This is a genomic window from Dysgonomonadaceae bacterium zrk40, assembly GCA_016916535.1.
Classification (GTDB): Bacteria; Bacteroidota; Bacteroidia; order Bacteroidales; family Dysgonomonadaceae; genus Proteiniphilum.
The window spans coordinates 2,091,101-2,112,566 of sequence record CP070276.1 but is presented as its reverse complement, the minus strand read 5'-3'; the positions used below and the strand labels follow the sequence as shown (position 1 = coordinate 2,112,566).

The following is a 21,466-nucleotide window of genomic DNA, read 5'->3' as shown; positions in this document are numbered from 1 at the left end:
ACTTTTTCAAACGCTGCGTCATTCTCCGTTCTCCTTTCCCCAGCTGATAACAAGGCTGTTATCCTCCGGAGGAAAGTCGAATGAAAAATCTTTCGTTTCAATCTCATTCCCCAGGTATGAGGCAAACAAACGAAGTGCAAGCTGCATCTCAGGATCAGCCTTCTCATCGCCTTTCACATGCATCATGTTGAGCTTCACTATCAGGTCGGTGAGCAATGGCATTAATTCCTCCGGCAACGGAATACCCACTCCTCTCAGTCGCTGCTCTGCCACTCGCCGGGTCAGCATCTCCAATCGCTTGAAGGCGTCCTCCTCCAAATTGCTGTTGCCGTCTACCTGTTTAACAAAACGACTCTCCACCGTGAGGCTGCTCTCCTTGAGAGTCATCATTCGCCAGGCATAAGGATATTGCGCCAGGCTGGCAGTCTCCAGATCGAAAATGCTGTGACCCGAGGAAGCTTCAAAACGGGTGACGTCGTTCGCGTGAAAATGCCCCGTAAAGATAAAAGGCATCTTCGCCTCAGCCAACCATGCCGCATGAAGTTCCCACTCCTCCACAAGGTAACCGGGAAAGAATGCCGACTGGTAGGGCATATGTTCCACCAGTCCATGGTGCATCATGCCCAGCACAGTGATTCCTTTTTCCTCAGCCTCTCGAAGCACCGAAAGCGCCCACTCACGGGTTTGCTCTTTGATGCGGCCAGCGGTAATTGATCCTGTAGTATGTTCTTCATAACGATTGCTATCGAAACAAAGCAACCAGTGCTGAGGATCCAGTGCGGCAACATAACTGAGTGAAGCCGAATCCCTGTGAAGCGCTTCACCATATCCGAACGACTCGTATAGTGCAACAAATTCATCTTTAGTAACGCTCTCTACCGGCAGCTTTTTGTCACCCCTGTAAGCAACGGCATTGGGGATGTTGATGTCATGATTTCCGGGCACTACAAGTACACGAACACCCTCCTTTTCGAAGGAATGGAGATCCGCAACGAGATCATGGTGGCTCTGTCGCTCCCCGTGATGGGTGAGATCACCTGAGATCAGGAGGAGATCGGGTTTCTCCTGGTGCAAATTACTCCACACCTGCTCAAGCACCATCTGCTGATCATCAAATTGCCTGCCGGAAACCTGCTCGTATGTCTTAAGTGCTTGACCACTGTCGTATAGCTTCGGAGATAAGAAATGGATATCGCTTAGCAATGCGATCTTCAGGGAGTCAGCTGATACAGCGTTGCAACCGGTGATAATCACCGTTAGGAAAAGTAACGAAAGTTGCAGTTTTCTCATTGGCTATCTGGTCATCATAAAACCCATTATTTTCTCCAGCCATCGTTCAAAAGGACTCTGTTCAATCTCACGGAAGCTGTCGGCTATGGTTTCAGAATAAAAAGGCTCATTGTCGGTATCTCCCCACACATGTTCGGCCAGTTGCGGATAATCGATATAGGGATTTCGATTCTGTTGCAACTTGTAAACCGCTTCGTTGCGACGAACCTCCTTTAGGCTTACGGGATCTTCCCGGTGCCATTTCAGCAACAACTCAAGCGACCATTTACTGAAACCGGGATAGCGGTCTCTCGAGGTCTGGTCTGAGTTCCACCTGTATAACTCATCCTCATAGGCTGTCACCACATAGAAATAGCTGCGTGCCACATCACCCTTGTATTCATCAATGGGTTCAAAGACCGTACGGGTATAACCGCCAAAAGTATTTTGTCCCACTTTCGAACCGTTGGTTGACTCCCAGTTGATGATACCAACCTCACCGAAGGGGAGGTTTCCACGACGATTGTTTACGTATCCATCGGTAGGATAGATGTGAAAAAGGTCTGACTCAAGGGCATCTGTTCCTCGAAACCAGCTCCTGGGGAAGAGATGCTCCCGGTTGTAGCAATCTCCCTCCTTTCGGGAAGTTCCACAACGATGCTGTATGAAGTCATAGTTATAAGCTCCTCCAACACCAGGGTCATGGGAATAGATGTCCCACACCTTAGCATTCCTGAAGGCATCCGTAGACTCAAAAGCGTCCCATAACTCTCGGTATGAAAGCACCATGGGGTCACCAACAAGCGAACAAAGAGCACTCTTCAATGCAGCTCCACTCTTCCCTTCTGCCCGGTTATAGTATCCGTGAGGGATTTGTGCAACAAGAGGAAATGTCACAACCGACAGAATAAACAGCGAAATGAAATATCGGAAAATGATCATTGCTTATGATGTTTCGGTATTGGGGAGCTAAGAGCGCCCGATAGAAAAGGCAAATATAAAAAAAACTCTCTTTAACTGAGAATGAAATGAAATAAAAAGGGGGAGGAACTGAAAAAAGGGGATTTGAAGGAGGAAATCAGGCGTTGAGGATTCGTTCAATCTCTTCGATATCGGAGCGAAAACCCTTGTCCACGTCGTAAAAGTTTTTTACCGTGTTGCATGCATGCAATACTGTTGCATGATTGCGGTTTCCTACTTGAATACCAATCTGGGAAAGCGACAACTCGGTGTGCTTCTTGATGAAGTACATGGTAACCTGACGGGCTTGTACAATCTCACGTTTACGTGAGGAAGATTGTATCAGCTCTTTCTTAATGTTAAAAAACTGAGAAACGGTATCCTGAATCCGCTCTACTGTGATCCTTTTCCGTTCAAACCGGATGCTTTGTTCCATCACCCTGCGGGCAAGGCTCATGTCAATCTCCCTGTTGTTGATGATGGAATGGGCCATCAGTGAGACTACAATTCCTTCGAGGTCACGCACGTTCTCAGTTACATTCTCGGCGATGAAATCAATCACGTTGGCCGGAATTGAAAGGCCGTCTGACAAGACTTTATTTTGAAGAATCTTTTTACGCAACTCCTTGTCAGGGCGCTCCAGTTTAGTGGATAGTCCCCAACGAAAACGGGTCAACAGCCGCTCTTCCATTCCCTGCATATCCATGGGAGCACAATCAGAGGTCATCACCAGCTGCTTGTTATTCTGATGCAAATGGTTGAATATATGGAAGAAGGTGTTTTGCGTTTTTTCCAGTCCGGACAACTCATGGATGTCATCGATGATCAACACATCAATGCTTTGGTAGAAGTTAATGAAATCGTTGATGGTGTTGAAGCGTCGTGCGTCGGTAAACTGTACCTTAAAGAGATGTGCCGAGAGATAGAGCACCTTCTTCTCTGGATAAAGATCCTTCACCTTTGAACCGATGGCATGACAGAGGTGCGTCTTACCCACTCCGGAATGACCATGTACAAATAAAGGATTAAAAGCAGTTTTCGCCGGATTGTTTGCAACCGCCTCAGCTGCTGTACGTGCCAGTCGGTTACTTTCACCTTCAAAGAAATTCTCAAACCGATACTTACCGTTGATCTGTGAGTCAAACTCAGTAGTTTCAACCCGGTCAAAAGGACTTGGCACCTTCTCCGAAACTTTTTTCCGAAAATTCTTGTCGGTTGTAACGAACGACTTACTCTCACCCCGCAATTCCACGACAGTATTGCTTTCAGTCTCCACAAGTATGCGGTAATTGAGTATGGTCCCTTCTCCGATCTCACGGTAAAGTGTCTGTTGAATCAGATCGAGGTATTTATCCTCAAGGTATTCATAGAAAAACTGACTGGGTACCTGAACTGTGAGCACATGATCCTGGTAATTGAGTGGAACAATTGGGAGAAACCATGTATTGAATGCCGGTTCGGGGATATTATCCCGAATCACATCCAAACAATTTTTCCACAAAATCTGACAATCGTTACTCATTGAATTTCTAAAATGATCTTTGTTTTCCCGCCGTTCCAGCTAAGAGATTACAAATTTTGGAAAAATAAACGAGAAAAAAAAATGAACTTTTTTTTGTTTTTCACACTTTCAAAAAAAAAACGTTATTTATCAACAGGATAGAAGTATCAATCTGTTTTTCAAAGCATTAAACAAATCAAAACATGGAGACCAATTTGATTATCAAGTCGATATAAGGAAACGGCTTAATATCTCCCCCTCCAATTTAATGTTTCTTTTTTGTTACGTAAGTGCAGTCAATCAACGTGTTTTATACTGAAAAGCAAGCAAGGTCTTATTTAGATTTATTCTAATTAGACAATTCCACAGATCCCCAATTGAAACCCCATTGAATCAAAACAAACTCACTTTCACCTTAAGATATCGACCCGGATTCAGCCTAATATCTTCCAGAAGCCTTGTGGCTGCATCAATGGTCACATTAAGGCTGTCATGCAATTTTGTATCGTTAATCAGGAGACCCAATGAATTGTCGTTACTGTTAATTCTCTCAGAGAGAATTTTCAAGTTATTGACTGTTTCATCAATCCCTATGAAGGTACGCTTGAAATCCATCTCACTCAGATCGCTGCTCACCTTGTTTAAATCGTCTGTGACAGCATGCAGATTGCTGCTGATCTGGGGTAAATCTTTTTCGATGGCAGCCATCATCCTGTTCAGACTAACACTGGTCTGATTCAGCTGATTCACTGTTTGACCAATTCCGTTAATGGACTCCTCCCAAGAGGGATGGGCGGTAAGTCGTTGCAGTGATAGCAGCAGCGAGTCAATACGCAGGAAGATTGAGTCGGCCCGAGGCATTAAATTAGCGGCGCCATCCATCAAACCGGTCACTTTTCTGCCATTGATTGTATCACCAGGTTGTAGCAGCACCGACGAACGACCAAGTACCAGCGTTGCCATAGAGGCACCGAAAAGATCGGTACCGTACTCCAGGTAACTGTCGTCCGATATAGGAAACTCCTCTGTAAGACTCAGGGCCACTGCGAATCGCATCGGATCCGTTTCGGCCATTGTAATGCTGCTTATTAATCCCACTTGGTATCCCTTCACGTAAACTGGAGAAGAGAGCAGCAGGCTGGTAACATCATCGAAGAGTGCGAAATATTGCTTTTGTTGTTTCATCACATTAATTCCTTTCAGGAAATGAATGCCGAAATAGATCATGAACAGGCTGGCGAGAAATGCCAGACCAATAAGCGCATTTCTGGAAGTTTTCTTCATCTGATTGATTATTTCACACGTTTTCCCTCCACAAGCTCGATGACAAATGCGTCCTTGAACTTGCGGCGCACCTCTCGCAGGGTTCGGGTGATCTCTGACTGATTGTATGTGTTGCCGTAGGTGTATTTATACAACCCCCCGTCAACATAATATTCAACAGGATCCAATCCTTTGAAAACTTTTGCTCCCTTCTCATACTTGCGCGATGAGGTGAGAAACTGGATCCTGTATTCACTTTCTACTGTTGAAATAGAAGCGGTGGAAGCTAAGCCATCCTCCTCCCGAGAAGATGAATTGCCATTAAAAACAAAACTCTTCTTATCATGCTCTCGCTTATACTCCTTGAAACCATTATAGATCGCACTGGCCAGTGCATTCTGCCCATTAATGCTCTTTAGGTATTTTTCATCATGGGGGTTGCTGATATATCCCAGCTCTACCAGGATACTGGGCATTGCAACCTCACGCAGCACCAGAAAACCAGCTTGTCTCACATTACGGTTTACTCTTTTTGCACTTGTCACCAGCTGGTTTTGCACAATGGAAGCCAGGTACACACTTTGTGAGAGAAACGTGTTGGCCATGAACTCAAAAATGATGTATGATTCAGGTTCGTTGGGATTAAAGCCTTCATACTTGAGAGAATAATCTTCTTCATACATGATCACTGCGTTCTCAGCCTTAGCAACATCGAGGTTATCCTTGCTGCGATGCAAACCCAGCACGAATGTCTCGACACCTTGTGGTGAGGTACGTTTCCGATCCAATGCATTGCAATGAAGCGAGATGAAGAGGTCGGCATGTGCTTTATTGGCAATCTCGGCTCGTTTATTCAGTTCCACAAACCGGTCGCTGTCACGCGTATAAAGCACCTTCACATTCTTGTGGTGCTTCTCGATGAGTGTACCAAGTTTTAGAGCAACAGAGAGAACTATATCTTTTTCACGGGAGGTGGCGCCGACAGCTCCCGGGTCCTTACCCCCATGACCGGGATCAATAACCACCGTAAATGGTCTATTTTGTGCGAATGAAATGGTACCAGGATAAAGGGCTAGCAAAAAACCCAATAATAGAAATACCAAAAACTGATTGCGTGGCATCATCTGCATATCTTTTCCACAAAAATAGGAAATAATTTTATTGAAACAAAAAATGGAGCTCACCTGGGGTAGCTCCATTCTTATGTTTATCTGTTCGGTCAGGTTATGGCATCAACTCTTCCAGTTTTGCATCCAATGCTTCACCTCTCAGGTTTTTCTCAATGATAATGCCTTCCTTGTCTAGCAGGATGGTGTGGGGAATACCCTGAATGGCATAAAGGTCCACTATCGGACTATCCCAATACATCAGGTCTGACATCTGCGGCCAACCCATTTCCATCTGGTTGATTCCCTCAAGCCACTCGTCGCGATTTCTGTCGAAAGAAACACCAACCACTTCAAATCCTTTCGATTTATACTTTTCATAAGCTGCAGCCACATTGGGCATCTCCTGACGGCAGGGACCACACCAGGCAGCCCAGAAATCGACAAGTACATACTTGCCCTGACCTGCATATTGTGACAGCGATACCTCATTGCCATTGGGATCGTTCAGTGTGAAATCAACAAATTTCTTTCCAATAGCTACATTCTCCAGGTTCTCTAACCGTTTTACCACACGCTGAATATTCTCTTTAGACTTGAAAGACTCATCCGCTAAATCGAGAATCTCACGCTGTTGTTCCGGTTCAAACATCGAAGAAGAAGCCATGAAGGAGTACTGCCCCAAGTCGTTGCCGATGTTCTCTTTGATGAAGTTGAAGTTCAAATCGGTCATTTCGTTACTGATGCTGTCGTAGCTGGCGTTGATCTCGGCTTCCATCTCCCCGGTGATTGTACCGTTAGCTTGGGCACTGTTGTAACGTTCCACTACTTCGCGAATCTGCATCCCCAATTCACGTTGTTTTGACCTGAAATCGGTATATGCTTCGTTGATTGTTGAGCCACTTACTGTCACCACGCTGTCGAAAGCGACTTTTAACTTTCCCGGTTCCAATAAAATTGGTATACGGGTCTCCTGTCGCGGATCAACCGACTCATCCAAGAGGACAAAGCGCAGGTGGGTAGCATCCGACGCACCCGTGAAACTAAACCGACCATTCTCCACCACTGCTGTATCGGTTGTGACCATTGCGTCGTCAGTCATCTCCTGCAGATATACATTTGTTCCTTCAAAACCTGGATTAGCAACCGTACCTTTGATGGTATACTCATTTGCATTCTGACAAGAGATCAGAATTAATGCTGATATAAAAAGATAAAATAATTTTCTCATTATTGTCGTATTTATGGATTTAAGTGGGCAAAGATATGTAAAAGAGTGGGATTTGTCTACTACAAGAAGGTTATTTTTGGGGTCATGGCAATAATTGTATCCTCCGGACGTTTACCTTTAAGAAGCCAAAGAGCTGATGAACAAAAAAAATCCACAGGAAAAGAAAACAGCAAAAAAGCCTCCCTGCGAACAGGTGCACCCTTCCCTAACATCACTGCTGATCATTCGTCAGTATGCAAGATGCTACTGTCCTAAGAAAAGAATACCTCAAAACGAGAAACTGTTCATTCTGAATTGAATACCTGATTAATATAATCAGGAGTGAAAAGGCCTCAATTTTCACAAATAAAGATTTTTCTTTACCTTTGGAAGCAGAAAAAATAAACAAATGAGTACGATTGTAGCACCGTCCCTACTGGCGGCCAATTTTCTTCATCTCAAAAGGGATATTGAGATGCTCAACAGAAGTGAGGCAGACTGGATCCACCTGGATATCATGGATGGTGTCTTTGTCCCGAATATTTCATTCGGATTTTCGGTGATCAATCAATTGAAGAGCGTCACACAAAAAAAGCTGGATGTACATCTGATGATTGTCAGTCCTGAAAAATTCACCGATGAGATTAGGGCAGCCGGTGCCTCCTTCATGAATGTTCACTACGAGGCATGCAATCACCTGCACCGGGTGGTTCAGGAGATTCGCCGTAAAGGAATGAAGCCGGCAGTTACACTGAACCCCCATACTCCGATTGCATTGTTGGATGAGATTCTACCGGAGTTGGACATGGTACTCCTGATGTCTGTAAACCCCGGATTTGGTGGACAACAGTTCATTGAATCTACTGTTAGAAAGGTTGCCAGGCTTAGGGAAATGATTGAAAAAAGAAACCTTCCCACACTGATCCAGGTTGACGGAGGTGTTAATCTGGAGACCGGCAGAAGACTTGTTGATGCCGGCGCTAACGTGCTGGTGGCCGGCAGCTTCGTTTTCTCTTCCGATGATCCTGAAGAGACCATTCGACAGCTGAAGGCGCTTTAAGACACAATACACAATTCTAAAAGAGGCGACTTCGGCTCTTTTATTCGCAGAGCGGAGAAGTTTCGATCGGTTTCACCATGCGCGTGAAATGAACGAAGTGATTGGTAAAACGCCCTTTATCCGACTTCTACTCCCCGTTGTCGGTGCTATCATTTCCAGTCCATTCCTTTCAGACATCGGACTGCTGAATGTGATTTTGACTTTATTGGGTGCCCTGCTCTTCTTCCTATCATTCTTACGACATAACCTAAATCACTTTGCATGCAGGTGGATCTTCGGTGCCGGCACCTACCTCTTTCTTTTTGGCTTAACCCTGCTCCAATGCCGTGAACAGAGAGCATTCAGCAAATTCACCTTCCCCGAACATCGCAAAACATACCTCGCAGTTCTACTTGATATTCCTGAAGAGAAAGAGCGATCGGTACAATGCCCAGTGCGAACAGCTCCACCATTGGAAAAGAAAGTGATGCTCTACCTGGAAAAAAGCAACCGTGCGATGAAACTATTGCCTGGCGACGAAATTGTTATCAGTGCACAACCGGAACCATTTCGCAACTTCGGGAATCCCGGAGAATGGGACTATGCCGGATATATGTGCAACAAAGGATTTGCCGCCAGAGATTATATTACTGACAATGAATGGAGTATAACAGGAAGAAGCATTAATACTCCTTATCTGTTGGCACAAAGATGCCGGATAAATATTCTCAGTTACTATCGTTCTCTTGGGCTTGTAGGGGACACTTATGCCTTTATAGCAGCAGTAACACTCGGCTACAAGGCATACCTTTCGGACGACATCAAGAAGGCTTTCCAAGCCTCCGGCACAGCTCACCTGCTGGCAGTAAGCGGACTTCACACAGGGATAATCTATCTGATACTCTCCCTGCTCCTGTCACCACTTGGTACAAGGGGAATAGGCTTCCACATCCGCCAATGGACAATCATCCTGATGCTTTGCGGTTATGCTTTCCTAGCAGGACTCTCAGCATCGGTAGTTAGGGCCGTAATCATGCTTTCACTTTATTGCATTGGGCGCCTTAGACAAGAAAGCTCTTTCACCGTAAACACACTGGCCGCAGCCGCTTTCCTGATTCTTATATTTCAACCAAACAGCTTCTATGACATCAGTTTTCAATTGAGCTTCGGAGCAGTCTTTTCGATTCTATGGTTTCAACCTCGGATTGCGGCACTGGTCATAACCAAAAAGAAAATAACAAAATACCTCTGGAACCTGATGACCCTCTCTCTGTCGGCTCAACTAGGCCTCTTTCCACTCTTGTTATACCATTTCGGCACCTTTCCAACCTGGTTCTTCATCACCAACATCCTTGTGGTACCGCTTTTGGGAGGCATCATCTATTCGATGATACCGTTGTTGCTGACCGGCTTGTTGCCAAAAACGCTGTCGAACTTTCTTGAGTGGCTACCTCAGATTCTCCATAGCCTTGTTCAATTATTGACAAACCTCATGCTAACCATTGTTCAGTTCATCGAATCACTTCCCTTCGCTCAACTCACCGGCCTAAAGATTTCACTGCCTTCTTCTATACTACTGCTGATTTTCATTTTTCTGATTAGCCACTTCATGAAAAAAAAACGGCCCCGTGTACTAATCCTTGCCCTATCATCACTGCTCTTGTTTCAACTGCTTTCTCTTTTGGATCATTTGCAGCCCCCCTCCCCTCAGCTGGTCGTTTTCAACAACTCACCTTACAGTGAGATCTCGATTTATGTAGAGGAGAATAACTTCCCCATACTGATACCGGATAATGGGGTATTGCCTCACCCCAACAAGAAAATCATCCGTCTCTCCGATGGATCGTTCAACGATTTCACAAACAGCAACACCTTCCCAGTAGATATCCTGATTCTTTCCCAATATTGTTGTTTCAATGTGGAACAACTTTACAGTATCTTCCAGCCCTCACTAATTGTGCTCGACAGCTCACTGTCGAGCTATTCGGCTGTGAGATTCAGAGAGAGCTGTCGCAACAGGGGTATCCCGGTGCATGATGTGCGACAAGATGGAGCCTATTCACTGAATTTTTAGTACTTTTGCCGCTTATCATCAAAAGAAACGTTCTCAATGAAGTTTACTGAAACACTCACCGACGTGATTGAACCTGGGAAGGTGAATCAGATTATGCAAGCCATCAATGAGGCTGAGCAGATCGTGATCACCACCCACCTCTCCCCCGACGGGGATGCCATTGGATCATCACTTGCACTTTACCATTTCCTGAAGAAGCAGGGAAAACAGGCCAGGATCATCGTACCCAACTCTTTCCCCCACTTCCTGAAATGGATGAAGGGTGCTGGTGATATCAGCGTGGCAGAGTACAATCCAGAAGCAGCCAGGCATATTTTGTTTCATGCCGATCTTATTTTCTCACTCGACTACAACATTCACAAGCGAATAGGACTGATGGCTCCCATGTTGGAGGCATCACCGGCAACGAAGATTCTGATCGACCACCACCTCCTTCCCGGCAACGGGTTCGACATCGTGGCATCCCACCCTGATATTTCCTCCACTAGCGAACTAATTTTCCGACTCCTGTTTCAGGCAGGGAAGTATGAAGTGATGTCGAAAACAGAGGCGGAATGCATCTATTGCGGCATGATGACCGACACTGGGGGATTCACCTACAACTCCAGTGATCCTGAAATTTTCGAGATCATCAGTTTGCTTCTGCGTAAAGAGATCAATAAAGATGCAATCTACTCGAAGGTGTTTCACAACTACTCAGCCGAACGATTCCGCCTATTAGGGTTCACCCTCTCCAAACGCATGGAGGTATATCCCGACCTGCATGCGGCACTGATCTGGCTCTCAAAAGAGGATCAGGCCCAGTTTCAGTTCAACAAGGGAGACACCGAAGGGTTTGTAAACTATCCCCTCAGCATCAGGGGAATCATCTTCTCCACCTTCATTCGTGAGGATGAGGGGCTGATCAAGCTCTCCTTTCGCTCACAACAATCATTCCCTTGCAATGAGTTTGCCTCAGACTTTTTCAATGGAGGTGGACACTTGAATGCATCGGGTGGAGAGTTTTACGGTTCCCTGGAAATGGCTTTGCAAAGATTTACTGAAGGACTCGAAAAGTATGAAGAGCTCCTAAAACAATCGATAAATCAGGATTAATTCATTTTTAAGAATAGATAATGTTTATTTCGGCGTAATAAAGTTATTTTTAGTACAGATTGTGTACTTTTGCAATCAGTATCAATTAGACGACAGAGATATATGAACAAAACAATACTTATCATATTTGCGCTTTTAGGAATGTTGCTCATCATTCCCGCCTGCAACGATCGGAAGACCTATGCGGATTACCTGAATGATGAAGAAAAAGCAATTGATCTTTTCATAGCCCAACAACAATTGACCATCTTAGACGAATATCCCGCGAGTGGCAACTTCGGGGAGAAAGAATTTTACAAGGATCCTGCTTCAGGTGTTTACTACCATGTCATCTCATACGGTGACACGACTACGAATCTAACACAAAACCAGGTTGTCTATATTCGTTTCCGTGACCTTCACTACTTCATGGCAGATGACACCATCCGCTACTCAAATCTGGCTTATCCGGTCGAAGTGAAGTATCTGGGCCCGGTAAACTCAACCACAAAAAGCTACTACAGTAACCCCGGTTGGATGATACCATTGGAGCGTGTGGGGCACAACGGGGAGGTAAAGATGATCATTCCATTCACCATGGGTTCATCTAACGATCGGTCACAATACCAACCCTCCTACTACGATTTTGTACAGTATCGTTTCCAGGGAAAATACTGAAAATTATACCTATAGAGCATACAAAACCGAGATACAGAACATGACATTGATCAAATCAATTTCCGGCATCAGAGGCACAATTGGCGGTGAGCCAGGAGACAACCTTACACCTTCAGATATTGTGCGATTTACGGCAGCCTACGCCACCTTTATCAAGAACCAATCGAAAGAGGGCAAAACCAGGATTGTAGTAGGACGTGACGCCCGCATATCAGGTGAGATGGTACATCGCATCCTCACAGGTACACTCATTGCGATGGGATGCGATGTTACTGACATCGGCATGGCAACTACCCCCACCACTGAGATTGCTGTAACCCGAGAGTCTGCCCAAGGAGGAATCATTATCACTGCAAGCCATAATCCGCGCCAGTGGAACGCCCTGAAACTGTTGAACCACAAAGGTGAATTCCTAAATGCGGCTGAAGGGGCAGAGATTCTGGCACTGGCTGAGGGAGGCGCCTTTACCTTCCCGCCGGTGGATAATCTGGGAAAGATCACACAAAAACAGTTCTTACATGATCATATACAGTCGGTACTTTCGCTCGAGCTGGTAGATGTTGATGCAATCGCTGCTGCGAACTTTCGCGTTGCGGTGGACTGCGTCAACTCGGTTGGGGGCATCGCTATCCCCGAATTGCTTTACGCACTGGGAGTGAAAGAGATCTTCAAACTCCACTGTGCCCCTCACGGCAACTTCTCTCACAACCCAGAGCCATTGCCACAGCACCTCACCGAGCTATCTTCGCTCACACGCAGTTCAAAAGCTACAGTGGGATTTGCTGTCGATCCTGATGTGGACCGTTTGGCAATCTATTGTGAAGATGGGGAGCCATTTGGTGAAGAATACACACTAGTCGCAATGGCCGACTATGTCCTGCAGTATACACCCGGCAACACAGTCTCAAATCTCAGTTCCAGTCGCGCCCTGCGTGATATCACCCTGGCCAGGGGAGGTTCCTACCATACCGCTGCCGTGGGAGAGGTGAATGTGGTTGAGAAGATGAAAGAGGTGGGAGCTGTCATTGGTGGTGAAGGCAACGGAGGTGTAATCTATCCCGCATCACACTACGGGAGGGATGCTTTGGTGGGGATTGCGCTCTTCCTCACCTACCTGGCCCGTACCGGGAAAACACCTTCGCAGCTCCGAAAGGAGTACCCCTCCTACTTCATGGCCAAGCAAAAAGTGGAGCTAACACCCGACATAGACACCGATGCTATACTTCAGCAAATGAAAGAACGCTTCAGCGACCAGCAGGTGACCGATATCGACGGGGTGAAAATCGACTTTCCTGACAAATGGGTTCATTTACGCAAATCCAACACCGAACCGATCATTCGCATCTATTCAGAGGCAGCCTCAGCTGATGCGGCCGAGAAAATCGGCAAAGAAATTATTGACCTAATCAGGGAACTAACATAGAAGAAGCCCTGTACAACATATTGATTAACCGCTCGCATGCCACTTCATCTCCATGACGTGGCATTTGAGTTAGATAAACGGAAAAACATTGTAGAAGGATGAAAGAGATGCTTGTAAGCCACGATGACGTGCGGGGAATCCACCCCATTTTCCGTGGCAGACATGGGGACTGGTTCATCGATCTGGGCATGAAGATTGCTGCACTGAACGTACCAAACGAGATCTACGAACGTTCCAAACACCTTACGGGACCGGACTTTTGTCGTGATGTGCTGGACAAACTGGGAGTGAAGCGCACCTTGCGTAATTCAGAAGTTTTGGAACAGTTCCGCGATCGGCCCTTTATCACCGTCTCAAACCATCCTTATGGCCATATCGATGGCATTGCTATCATCGAGGCTTTGGCCACTCGTTTTCCCAATTACCGCATGATGGTCAACTTCTTCCTGGGACTTATAGATACCATGGAGGAGAACTTTATTAAAGTGAATCCAATGAAGGATTCTGAGAAAAAGAGCGTCACCTATGCTGGCATCCGTGAAAGCATTGCCCATCTCCGTCACGGACATCCTCTGGGCTTCTTCCCTGCCGGTGCTGTCTCTAACCTTTACTTAAAAAAAAGCGGGATGGTGATTGAAGACCGGGATTGGCAACCTGCAGCCCTGAAGATCATTCGCAAGGTGAAGGCTCCAGTGATCCCATTGCACATCTCCGGCCACAACAGTCCCCTGTTCTACCTTTCACGCATACTGGGGTGGCGTATAAGAAACCTGCGACTCTGTCACGAACTCTATAACAAAAAAGGATATGAGATGATACTCACCTTTGGCGATCCCATCCTGCCGGAGGAAATCGGCCACTTTGAAGATGACACTCAAGCACTGGGCAGATTTCTCAAAGCTAGAACCTACTCGTTGGGCAGAATCTGAATAATTGTGTATCTTTGGTAGTTCATTTGCATTACAACAAACAGATATGGCTAAGAACCCTATACAGCAAATCAAGCAGCGTTTCGGTATCATCGGCAGCTCTCCCGAGCTGGACCGGGCAATCGACGTAGCTTTGCAAGTGGCTCCCACCGACCTTTCGGTGCTGATCACGGGAGAGAGTGGTACCGGCAAGGAGAACTTTCCACAAATTGTGCACCAGTACAGCCGTCGCAAGCATGGGCCCTATTTCGCCATCAACTGCGGATCGATCCCTGAAGGAACCATAGACTCTGAACTGTTCGGCCATGAGAAAGGCTCCTTCACCGGAGCTACCGGTAGCCGTAAGGGCTACTTTGAAGTGGCTGACGGTGGGACACTTTTCCTCGACGAGGTGGGTGAACTGCCGCTCTCCACGCAGGCACGTCTGTTGCGCGTGCTGGAAAGCGGGGAGTTCATCAAGGTGGGATCCTCTAAGGTGGAGAAGAGCGATGTGAGGGTGGTAGCAGCCACCAACCTGGACATGGTAAAAGCGGTTGAGAAGGGCAAGTTCCGTGAAGATCTTTACTATCGTCTCAACTCCGTGCCGATAAGAATCCCGCCGCTTCGTGACCGAAAAGATGACATTCCTCTTCTGTTTCGCAAGTTCACAGGTGACTGTGCAGAGAAATACATGATGCCGCCCATCAGCCTTACCGACGATGCACGTGAACTGCTGAAAAATTACCGTTGGCCGGGAAACGTACGCCAACTCAAGAACATCACCGAACAGATCTCCATTATCGAGCAGGAACGGGTGATCAACGCTGATATCCTGCAAAAATACCTCCCCTACAATGAAGTGGGCATGCTGCCCGTGCCTGTTTCGCAACTAAACGATTCAGACCAACGTTCTTTTGCAAACGAACGGGAGATCCTTTACCAGGTGCTCTTTGACATGAAGAAAGATATCACCGACCTGAAACAGGTGGTGAAAAATCTGATGGAGGGAACGGGAAACAGCTCGTCTTCATACGATACAGATGCAGCTGCTATGCACTCCTCCTTGATTCGTCATGAAGAGGCAGATGTCTCCCTACCGGTAAAACTTGATACAATGCCAAAGAAAATCAAACTGCAGGAACACGAGCGAGGAGACGTTCAGGAGGCCACAGAGTACGAAGAAAGTGCACTCTCCATCAGCGAGGTAGAAAAGGAGATGATTGCAAGAGCACTCGAAAGACATCAGGGAAAGAGAAAGCTGGCCGCAACCGATCTGGGGATCTCCGAACGAACGTTATACCGCAAAATCAAGGAATACAAACTGGAAGGATGATGATGAAAAAAATCCTGTTTCTTCTCATACTCTCTGTGATGGCTAGCTCTTGTAGGATATCTTACTCTTTCAGGACTACTTCGATTGACTATGAACTGACGAAAACTCTGATGATAGCTCATTTCGTGAACCAGGCCCCTCTGGTATATCCACCACTGGAGCAACGTTTCAATGAGGAGATGAAAGATATGTTCACCCGAAACACCCGTCTGCAACTGGTAAACCAAAATGGTGACATGGAGATTGAAGGAGAAATCGTAGGGTATGAACTAACACCTCTTGCGGTACAGGAGGATGCTTTCGCATCGGAGACCAAGCTCACCATGACCGTAAGAATGCGTTTCCGCAACAACAAAACTGACGCTCCCCAAATTGAAGAGCGTATATCCGCAAACCGCACCTTTTCCAGCAACACCGTCTTCGACAGTGTACAGGATCAGCTGATGGGAGAACTGATAGAAGAGATCGTTGACCAAATATTCAATGCAACCATGGCTAACTGGTAGTCTATGACGAAAGAATTGCTTTACAAATGGATGGACGACCCCGGCGGCATGGATGATACAAGCCTCCAGGTGTTGGAGAAGGTGGTGGAGGAGTACCCCTGTTTTCCCACTTCGCGGATGCTCCTCACCAAAAGCCTGGAAATGCACATCAGTGAACGGTTTGAGGAAGAGCTGGCAAGGACAGCGGTGCTTTGCAGCGACAGGAGGCAGCTTCTTTACCTGATTCGCCATGAAAAATATGCCCAATTTGTGACAAATCACGCAGAAGGGAAGGAGCAAACGGAAGATCGCACCGAAACCCTTCTCGACTCCTTTCTGAGCACACTTTCAATGGAGACGAATGAGCTCTCTCTCCCGGATGACTATCTACAAGTTGCCGGTACCGACTATTTCGCCTACCTGGAGTCACTTGGCGAAACTGATAAACAAGTGGATACAGAGAGTCAACCTTTTCAACATCAAGGCATCATCGATGCTTTTATTGAGAAAGCAGAGACAGATGATCTTTTCACCTCCTCTGAACAGGCTCCCAGGGAAAGAAGATTGGAGAACAGGAATGATGAGGATGGAGGTGAGTTCCTTACCGAAACACTTGCTCGTATTTATATTAAACAGCATAAATATGAGCAGGCACTCACAATTATTAAACGATTAAGTTTGAATTTTCCAAAAAAAAGTGTTTACTTTGCCGACCAAATTCGTTTCTTGGAATTATTGATTGCAAACGAGAAGAACAAAAACAAATAAGACATGTATATTTTCATCACAATTCTCATCCTGCTGGCAGCCATCCTGATGATACTCGCCGTACTGGTTCAAAAATCAAAGGGAGGTGGCCTGGCAAGCGGGTTCTCTTCATCAAATCAGATCATGGGGGTACGCAAAACGACCGATTTCCTGGAAAAATTCACCTGGACATTGGCCGGCATCATGATTGTGCTGAGCGTCCTGACTGCCAAATTTACTACCTCTCAGAGCAACAGCCCTCAGTCGCAAGTAGAAGTACAGCAGCCTGCTCCCCTCAACCCCTCCACGGCTCCCGATGTAGCACCCGGTTTGCCCATTCCGACGGAGGTCCCAACTCAACCGATACCGGAAGAAGGGGGAACCGCAGAGTAATTCTGTTCAGGAATAGAAAAAATGACAAAAAGAGGTTGAATTGTTTTTCAACTTCTTTTTTTTTAGTTAAACCTCTCTCCCTCCTTTTTGTCTGATTCCTTATGAAACAGCTTCTAACAGTCCTTCTTCTCACATTCAGCCTCCTTACTGAAGCACAGACAATTCGTTACGACACCATCAGCGTCTCTGCTGATGATGAACGAAACATCTATCCTGCCGACGGGCAATACCACCACACGGTGGCAAAACCCCTCAAATCAACAGACAATCAGTTAAATGGAAATGACGTTCCGATGTTCGACCGCAAGAAGCTTCGTTTCGGAGCAGACCTGGGATTGTCAATCAGCAGAAACTACACCCGCCTGGGGATAGGCCCGCAGATTGGATACCAACTGAACCGTTACCTGCTGGCCGGTGCGGGTATCAAGTACTATTACACCCGCGCAGCCACAACCAGCTATGAGATCAAAAGCAATCTCACGGGAGCAAACCTCTTCGGTTATCTATATCCCACCCGATTCATCACGTTCTTTGCGCAACCGGAGCTAAATTATATACATTCAACATTGATATACAAATCAAATGGGAATAAGGAAAGGAGTAGAGGCATGGTCCCCTCTCTGGTCGTGGGTGGTGGTCTACGTATCGGGAGATCACATATCACTTTGAATTACGACCTGGTGCAGCATGTGAATTCACCACATCCGGAAGGTTTTTACCTCGGGGTTTCGGCTTTCTTCTGAGAAGACCAGCCATTCATTATCTTAACACGATATCACGTACAACGTTCATTCCTGCATGTTGGTTGATCTTCTCTACAAGCCCCTTTTTATTCATCAGCAATTCAGCACGCAAGACTGATGAAGAGAGTTGTACATAAAGCACTCCACGACTGAAATATGCACTTCGAGTATATGCTGCAACTCCCTCTCCCAGCAACTCATACCACCCTTTAACGGCGCGGTGTTCGGCAAGTTTCATTTTTAGTGGACTGTTACTGTCGAAGAAATCGGAGAGTACTTCCGACAAGGGTTGGGCATTTTTCTTCTCCATAGGCTTCTAATCGTTTATCAGTGTAATCTCGCCATCAATGACGGTATAGATATGAGAGTTGTTGCCGACACCCTGCAGGATTCGATCGAGAGACTCACGGTTGGTATCGGAGAGAAATATCTGTCCGAATTCAGGCTCGGAGACCAGTTTCACGATTTCCTCCACGCGTGCAGCATCAAGCCTGTCGAAGATGTCATCGAGCAAAAGTATCGGCTTGGCACCTCCTTTCAACAACAGAAAGTGAAACTGTGCCAGTTTGAGCGAAACAAAAAAAGTCTTGTTCTGCCCCTGTGAGCCAACTTTCTTGATTGGATACCCGTCCAACAACATCTCCAGCTCATCACGGTGAATACCTGTTGTAGTGTGCCCCATAATCATGTCTCGCTGTCTGTTACGTCTTAGTCTTTCACCAAAATCATCCACGTTAAGCTGGGAGCTATAAGCGAAGGAAACATCCTCATGAGAACCGCTGATTCGTTCATAAAAGCGATTGAATATTGGAGTAAAAACGTCTATGAATGCCTTCCGCTCCCGGTGTATATAGTTGCCTTCCACCACAAGCTGCTCCTCCCACAACTCCAGAACATCAGGATCAATTGCCCCCTCTTCGCTCTTGAGCAGTACATTGCGCTGCTGGAGAGCTTTGTTGTAACGAACCAGTGCACGGAGGTATTCCCTGTCAAACTGAGAGATCGCCATATCCATGAATTTTCGCCGTTCCTCACTGGCACCTGTAATCAGGTCGTTGTCAGCTGGCGAAATCATCACCAGGGGAATTAACCCTATGTGATCCGAAAGCCGTTCGTACTCCTTTTTGTTGCGGCGAAACTGTTTTTTTTGTCGGCGACGGATACTGCTGTATACCTCTTCCTCTTTACCATCTTCCGTGTGATAGCGTCCCTGTAACATGCATACATCAGCATCGTGACATATTATCTGCGAGTCAACGGGATTTGTGTAGCTTTTACAGAACGATAGATAATAAACCGCATCCAGCAGGTTAGTCTTACCCATCCCGTTGTTACCGATGAAACAGTTCATCTTGGGGGAGAACTGCAGCTCTGCCTGCCTCAGATTCTTATAGTTGATGATTGAGAGAGATTGTAATATCATTTAAAAGTTATGTTTAATGCGGAACAGGTCATGTCCCCGGCAGTGATTTCAATCCTTAGGGAGCATCCCCAACTACTCATCTGTCAGCAAGAGCCTTTGCAGATCTTCGGGTGAAATATTCACCTTAAGTCGTCCTTTTGATGCGAATGAGATTTTCCCCCTCTCTTCAGAGACAATGATCACCCTTGCATCGGTCTCTTGTGAGATACCAAGTGCAGCCCGGTGTCTCAGCCCCAGGTGGGTCGGGATATTGGGATTCTGAGAGATGGGTAAAATACACCCGGCAGCCTTAATCTTATCGCCCACAACTATCATCGCACCATCATGCAGGGGACTGTTCTTGAAAAAAATGTTTTCAATGAGGCGGGATGAGATCTCTGCATTGACAATCTCACCGGTCTGTTCATAAAGTCCCAGGTGAATATCCCCCTGAATTGCTATCAAGGCACCTGTGTAGCTTTTCGACATATTCATGCAAGCCAGCACAATTGCAGTAAGGTGTGAATTGTCTTTCTTTTGCCTGTCGCTGGGGAAGAAGAGCTTCGAGATGAAGTTCCAACCTCTCTTTGAACCAAGTGACATCAGGAATCGACGTATTTCATCCTGAAAGAGGATCACCAGTAAAAACAGCCCCACACTGACAAACTGGTCAAGGATTGAACCCAACAGCACCATGTTGAAGACACGTGACACCAGAATCCAAATCACCATGAACACAAGAATACCGATGAAAAGTGGTCTCAACCCGGAAATCTTTACCAGCCGGAAAAGGTAGTAAAGAAGAAAGGCCACCAGCAGAACATCAATAAAGTCCTTTATCCCGAAATGTGCGAACATAGAGTAGCTATTGAGCAGTTTGATGATCAAATTGTTTAATCTGGCTTGTAAGCAACACACACTCCACCGCCTCTTTTACATCGTGTACGCGGAGGATGGATGCACCCGAAAGCAGAGCGATACTGTTGAGGACGGTGGTGCCGTTGAGGCTCTCCTCCGGGGTATTCCCAAGCAACCGATAAATCATCGATTTCCTCGAGATCCCTACCAGTATGGGTTCATCAAAGATATGAAAATATTTGAGATAAGCCATCAGTTCAAAGTTTTGCATCACCGTTTTGCTAAAACCGAAACCGGGATCAACAATCACATCGTTCACTCCAAGGCTTTTAAGTTGTGCAATTCGTTCGGAGAAGAAGTATGTTATATCCTGGAATAGATTATCGTAGTTGGTCTGCTTTTGCATGTTTTGTGGAGTGCCTCTCATATGCATCAATACATATGGAACTTTCAACTCAGCCATCACTGAAAACATCCGTGAATCAATCTGTCCGGCAGAGATATCGTTGATGATCTGAACTCCATGCTCCTCAACAGCCTGCCTGGCCACATCGGCATAAAAGGTATCGACTGAGAGAATGACTTCCGGCAGCTCCCGTCTGATTAGCTTTAATGCCGGCATCAGCCTCGCAGCCTCTTCCTTTGCTGTAAGTAAAGAAGATGTAGGTGCCGTTGACTGTGCCCCAACATCAATCATCGCTCCACCCTCCTCCAGAATTTGACGGCAGCGCTGGAGGATCTCCTCTTCCGTCTGCTTTCGGCTACCGGAGTAAAAGGAGTCAGGGGTCACGTTTAGTATCCCCATCACCTTTGGGGTGGTGAGATCCAGCAGTTCTCCATCGATGTTGATTGTTTTCCTCAAAATGATTTGTTTAAGTAATAAAAACAACAAGCTGTTAAAATATTAGTTCTTGCTTCGAAGTTCTTCAAATTATTCTGCTTACAAACCTACCAGTCTGTGAATTTAATAACCTTGAACTTCAAACCAACACCTAAATAA

The 21,466-nt window shown here is 46.2% G+C and carries 21 protein-coding genes; 11 read left to right on the top strand and 10 right to left on the bottom strand.

Annotated elements, in window-relative coordinates; genetic code table 11:
- Nucleotides 1-18: 18 nt before the first annotated feature.
- From JS578_08920 to JS578_08895, 6 genes are all read right to left on the bottom strand, one after another.
- Nucleotides 19-1,290, bottom strand: a complete 1,272-nt coding sequence (locus JS578_08920) for a metallophosphoesterase (protein QRX63005.1) — start codon at nt 1,288-1,290, stop codon at nt 19-21.
- Nucleotides 1,291-1,293: 3 nt separating this feature from the next.
- Nucleotides 1,294-2,211: an endonuclease gene (locus JS578_08915; protein ID QRX63004.1), complete on the bottom strand. Its 918-nt coding sequence runs from the start codon at nt 2,209-2,211 to the stop codon at nt 1,294-1,296.
- Nucleotides 2,212-2,347: 136 nt separating this feature from the next.
- The gene (gene dnaA / locus JS578_08910; protein QRX63003.1) at nt 2,348-3,751 is read right to left on the bottom strand and encodes a chromosomal replication initiator protein DnaA; all 1,404 of its coding nucleotides are present in this window, start codon (nt 3,749-3,751) and stop codon (nt 2,348-2,350) included.
- Nucleotides 3,752-4,123: 372 nt separating this feature from the next.
- Nucleotides 4,124-5,014: a hypothetical protein gene (locus JS578_08905; GenBank protein QRX63002.1), complete on the bottom strand. Its 891-nt coding sequence runs from the start codon at nt 5,012-5,014 to the stop codon at nt 4,124-4,126.
- Between the two features lie 8 nt (nt 5,015-5,022).
- On the bottom strand, nt 5,023-6,114 hold the full coding sequence (locus tag JS578_08900; protein ID QRX64976.1) for an N-acetylmuramoyl-L-alanine amidase: 1,092 nt from the start codon (nt 6,112-6,114) through the stop codon (nt 5,023-5,025).
- Nucleotides 6,115-6,217: 103 nt separating this feature from the next.
- Nucleotides 6,218-7,330 (bottom strand): AhpC/TSA family protein, encoded by a 1,113-nt coding sequence (locus JS578_08895; protein ID QRX63001.1) that lies wholly within the window; start codon nt 7,328-7,330, stop codon nt 6,218-6,220.
- 388 nt (nt 7,331-7,718) lie between these two features.
- Between JS578_08895 and JS578_08890 the strand changes: the two genes are divergently transcribed.
- The 11 genes from JS578_08890 (at nt 7,719) to JS578_08840 (ending at nt 18,206) form a co-directional block, all read left to right on the top strand.
- Nucleotides 7,719-8,369 carry a ribulose-phosphate 3-epimerase gene (locus JS578_08890; protein QRX63000.1) on the top strand — a complete coding sequence of 217 codons (651 nt, stop codon included), beginning with the start codon at nt 7,719-7,721 and terminating at the stop codon, nt 8,367-8,369.
- A gap of 88 nt (nt 8,370-8,457) precedes the next feature.
- The gene (locus JS578_08885) at nt 8,458-10,422 is read left to right on the top strand and encodes a ComEC/Rec2 family competence protein (protein ID QRX62999.1); all 1,965 of its coding nucleotides are present in this window, start codon (nt 8,458-8,460) and stop codon (nt 10,420-10,422) included.
- A 93-nt stretch (nt 10,423-10,515) separates the two neighbouring features.
- Nucleotides 10,516-11,517 carry a DHH family phosphoesterase gene (locus JS578_08880; protein QRX64975.1) on the top strand — a complete coding sequence of 334 codons (1,002 nt, stop codon included), beginning with the start codon at nt 10,516-10,518 and terminating at the stop codon, nt 11,515-11,517.
- A 102-nt stretch (nt 11,518-11,619) separates the two neighbouring features.
- The gene (locus tag JS578_08875) at nt 11,620-12,174 is read left to right on the top strand and encodes a DUF4827 family protein (GenBank protein ID QRX62998.1); all 555 of its coding nucleotides are present in this window, start codon (nt 11,620-11,622) and stop codon (nt 12,172-12,174) included.
- A gap of 40 nt (nt 12,175-12,214) precedes the next feature.
- Nucleotides 12,215-13,597 carry a phosphoglucosamine mutase gene (gene glmM, locus JS578_08870; GenBank protein ID QRX62997.1) on the top strand — a complete coding sequence of 461 codons (1,383 nt, stop codon included), beginning with the start codon at nt 12,215-12,217 and terminating at the stop codon, nt 13,595-13,597.
- Nucleotides 13,598-13,695: 98 nt separating this feature from the next.
- A complete protein-coding gene (locus JS578_08865; GenBank protein QRX62996.1) occupies nt 13,696-14,526 on the top strand; it encodes a 1-acyl-sn-glycerol-3-phosphate acyltransferase in 831 nt (276 codons plus the stop codon).
- A gap of 46 nt (nt 14,527-14,572) precedes the next feature.
- Nucleotides 14,573-15,838, top strand: coding sequence for a sigma-54-dependent Fis family transcriptional regulator (locus JS578_08860; GenBank protein QRX62995.1), 1,266 nt, complete (start codon nt 14,573-14,575; stop codon nt 15,836-15,838).
- Nucleotides 15,838-16,344: an LptE family protein gene (locus tag JS578_08855; protein ID QRX64974.1), complete on the top strand. Its 507-nt coding sequence runs from the start codon at nt 15,838-15,840 to the stop codon at nt 16,342-16,344. The genes JS578_08860 and JS578_08855 overlap by 1 nt, the downstream gene beginning before the upstream one ends.
- A 3-nt stretch (nt 16,345-16,347) precedes the next feature.
- Nucleotides 16,348-17,091, top strand: coding sequence for a hypothetical protein (locus JS578_08850; GenBank protein ID QRX62994.1), 744 nt, complete (start codon nt 16,348-16,350; stop codon nt 17,089-17,091).
- Between the two features lie 3 nt (nt 17,092-17,094).
- Nucleotides 17,095-17,463 carry a preprotein translocase subunit SecG gene (gene secG, locus JS578_08845; GenBank protein ID QRX62993.1) on the top strand — a complete coding sequence of 123 codons (369 nt, stop codon included), beginning with the start codon at nt 17,095-17,097 and terminating at the stop codon, nt 17,461-17,463.
- Between the two features lie 101 nt (nt 17,464-17,564).
- A complete protein-coding gene (locus JS578_08840) occupies nt 17,565-18,206 on the top strand; it encodes a hypothetical protein (protein ID QRX62992.1) in 642 nt (213 codons plus the stop codon).
- A 16-nt stretch (nt 18,207-18,222) separates the two neighbouring features.
- Here the strand turns inward: JS578_08840 and JS578_08835 are convergent, their stop codons facing one another.
- The 4 genes from JS578_08835 to folP form a co-directional block, all read right to left on the bottom strand.
- A complete protein-coding gene (locus JS578_08835) occupies nt 18,223-18,516 on the bottom strand; it encodes a DUF721 domain-containing protein (protein QRX62991.1) in 294 nt (97 codons plus the stop codon).
- A 6-nt stretch (nt 18,517-18,522) separates the two neighbouring features.
- Complete coding sequence (gene recF / locus JS578_08830; GenBank protein ID QRX62990.1) at nt 18,523-19,629, bottom strand: DNA replication and repair protein RecF; 1,107 nt, start codon at nt 19,627-19,629, stop codon at nt 18,523-18,525.
- Between the two features lie 72 nt (nt 19,630-19,701).
- Nucleotides 19,702-20,466, bottom strand: a complete 765-nt coding sequence (gene cdaA, locus JS578_08825; protein ID QRX64973.1) for a diadenylate cyclase CdaA — start codon at nt 20,464-20,466, stop codon at nt 19,702-19,704.
- Nucleotides 20,467-20,473: 7 nt separating this feature from the next.
- Nucleotides 20,474-21,271 (bottom strand): dihydropteroate synthase, encoded by a 798-nt coding sequence (gene folP / locus JS578_08820; GenBank protein ID QRX64972.1) that lies wholly within the window; start codon nt 21,269-21,271, stop codon nt 20,474-20,476.
- Nucleotides 21,272-21,466 lie beyond the last annotated feature (195 nt).

What these genes read in the sequence shown, in the direction of transcription:
- JS578_08920 (QRX63005.1), bottom strand. Translation starts at nt 1,290, where the DNA reads ATGAGAAAACTGCAACTTTCGTTACTTTTCCTAACGGTGATTATCACC.
- JS578_08915 (QRX63004.1), bottom strand. Translation starts at nt 2,211, where the DNA reads ATGATCATTTTCCGATATTTCATTTCGCTGTTTATTCTGTCGGTTGTG.
- dnaA (QRX63003.1), bottom strand. Translation starts at nt 3,751, where the DNA reads ATGAGTAACGATTGTCAGATTTTGTGGAAAAATTGTTTGGATGTGATT.
- JS578_08905 (QRX63002.1), bottom strand. Translation starts at nt 5,014, where the DNA reads ATGAAGAAAACTTCCAGAAATGCGCTTATTGGTCTGGCATTTCTCGCC.
- JS578_08900 (QRX64976.1), bottom strand. Translation starts at nt 6,114, where the DNA reads ATGCCACGCAATCAGTTTTTGGTATTTCTATTATTGGGTTTTTTGCTA.
- JS578_08895 (QRX63001.1), bottom strand. Translation starts at nt 7,330, where the DNA reads ATGAGAAAATTATTTTATCTTTTTATATCAGCATTAATTCTGATCTCT.
- JS578_08890 (QRX63000.1), top strand. Translation starts at nt 7,719, where the DNA reads ATGAGTACGATTGTAGCACCGTCCCTACTGGCGGCCAATTTTCTTCAT.
- JS578_08885 (QRX62999.1), top strand. Translation starts at nt 8,458, where the DNA reads ATGAACGAAGTGATTGGTAAAACGCCCTTTATCCGACTTCTACTCCCC.
- JS578_08880 (QRX64975.1), top strand. Translation starts at nt 10,516, where the DNA reads ATGCAAGCCATCAATGAGGCTGAGCAGATCGTGATCACCACCCACCTC.
- JS578_08875 (QRX62998.1), top strand. Translation starts at nt 11,620, where the DNA reads ATGAACAAAACAATACTTATCATATTTGCGCTTTTAGGAATGTTGCTC.
- glmM (QRX62997.1), top strand. Translation starts at nt 12,215, where the DNA reads ATGACATTGATCAAATCAATTTCCGGCATCAGAGGCACAATTGGCGGT.
- JS578_08865 (QRX62996.1), top strand. Translation starts at nt 13,696, where the DNA reads ATGAAAGAGATGCTTGTAAGCCACGATGACGTGCGGGGAATCCACCCC.
- JS578_08860 (QRX62995.1), top strand. Translation starts at nt 14,573, where the DNA reads ATGGCTAAGAACCCTATACAGCAAATCAAGCAGCGTTTCGGTATCATC.
- JS578_08855 (QRX64974.1), top strand. Translation starts at nt 15,838, where the DNA reads ATGATGAAAAAAATCCTGTTTCTTCTCATACTCTCTGTGATGGCTAGC.
- JS578_08850 (QRX62994.1), top strand. Translation starts at nt 16,348, where the DNA reads ATGACGAAAGAATTGCTTTACAAATGGATGGACGACCCCGGCGGCATG.
- secG (QRX62993.1), top strand. Translation starts at nt 17,095, where the DNA reads ATGTATATTTTCATCACAATTCTCATCCTGCTGGCAGCCATCCTGATG.
- JS578_08840 (QRX62992.1), top strand. Translation starts at nt 17,565, where the DNA reads ATGAAACAGCTTCTAACAGTCCTTCTTCTCACATTCAGCCTCCTTACT.
- JS578_08835 (QRX62991.1), bottom strand. Translation starts at nt 18,516, where the DNA reads ATGGAGAAGAAAAATGCCCAACCCTTGTCGGAAGTACTCTCCGATTTC.
- recF (QRX62990.1), bottom strand. Translation starts at nt 19,629, where the DNA reads ATGATATTACAATCTCTCTCAATCATCAACTATAAGAATCTGAGGCAG.
- cdaA (QRX64973.1), bottom strand. Translation starts at nt 20,466, where the DNA reads ATGTTCGCACATTTCGGGATAAAGGACTTTATTGATGTTCTGCTGGTG.
- folP (QRX64972.1), bottom strand. Translation starts at nt 21,271, where the DNA reads ATGGGGATACTAAACGTGACCCCTGACTCCTTTTACTCCGGTAGCCGA.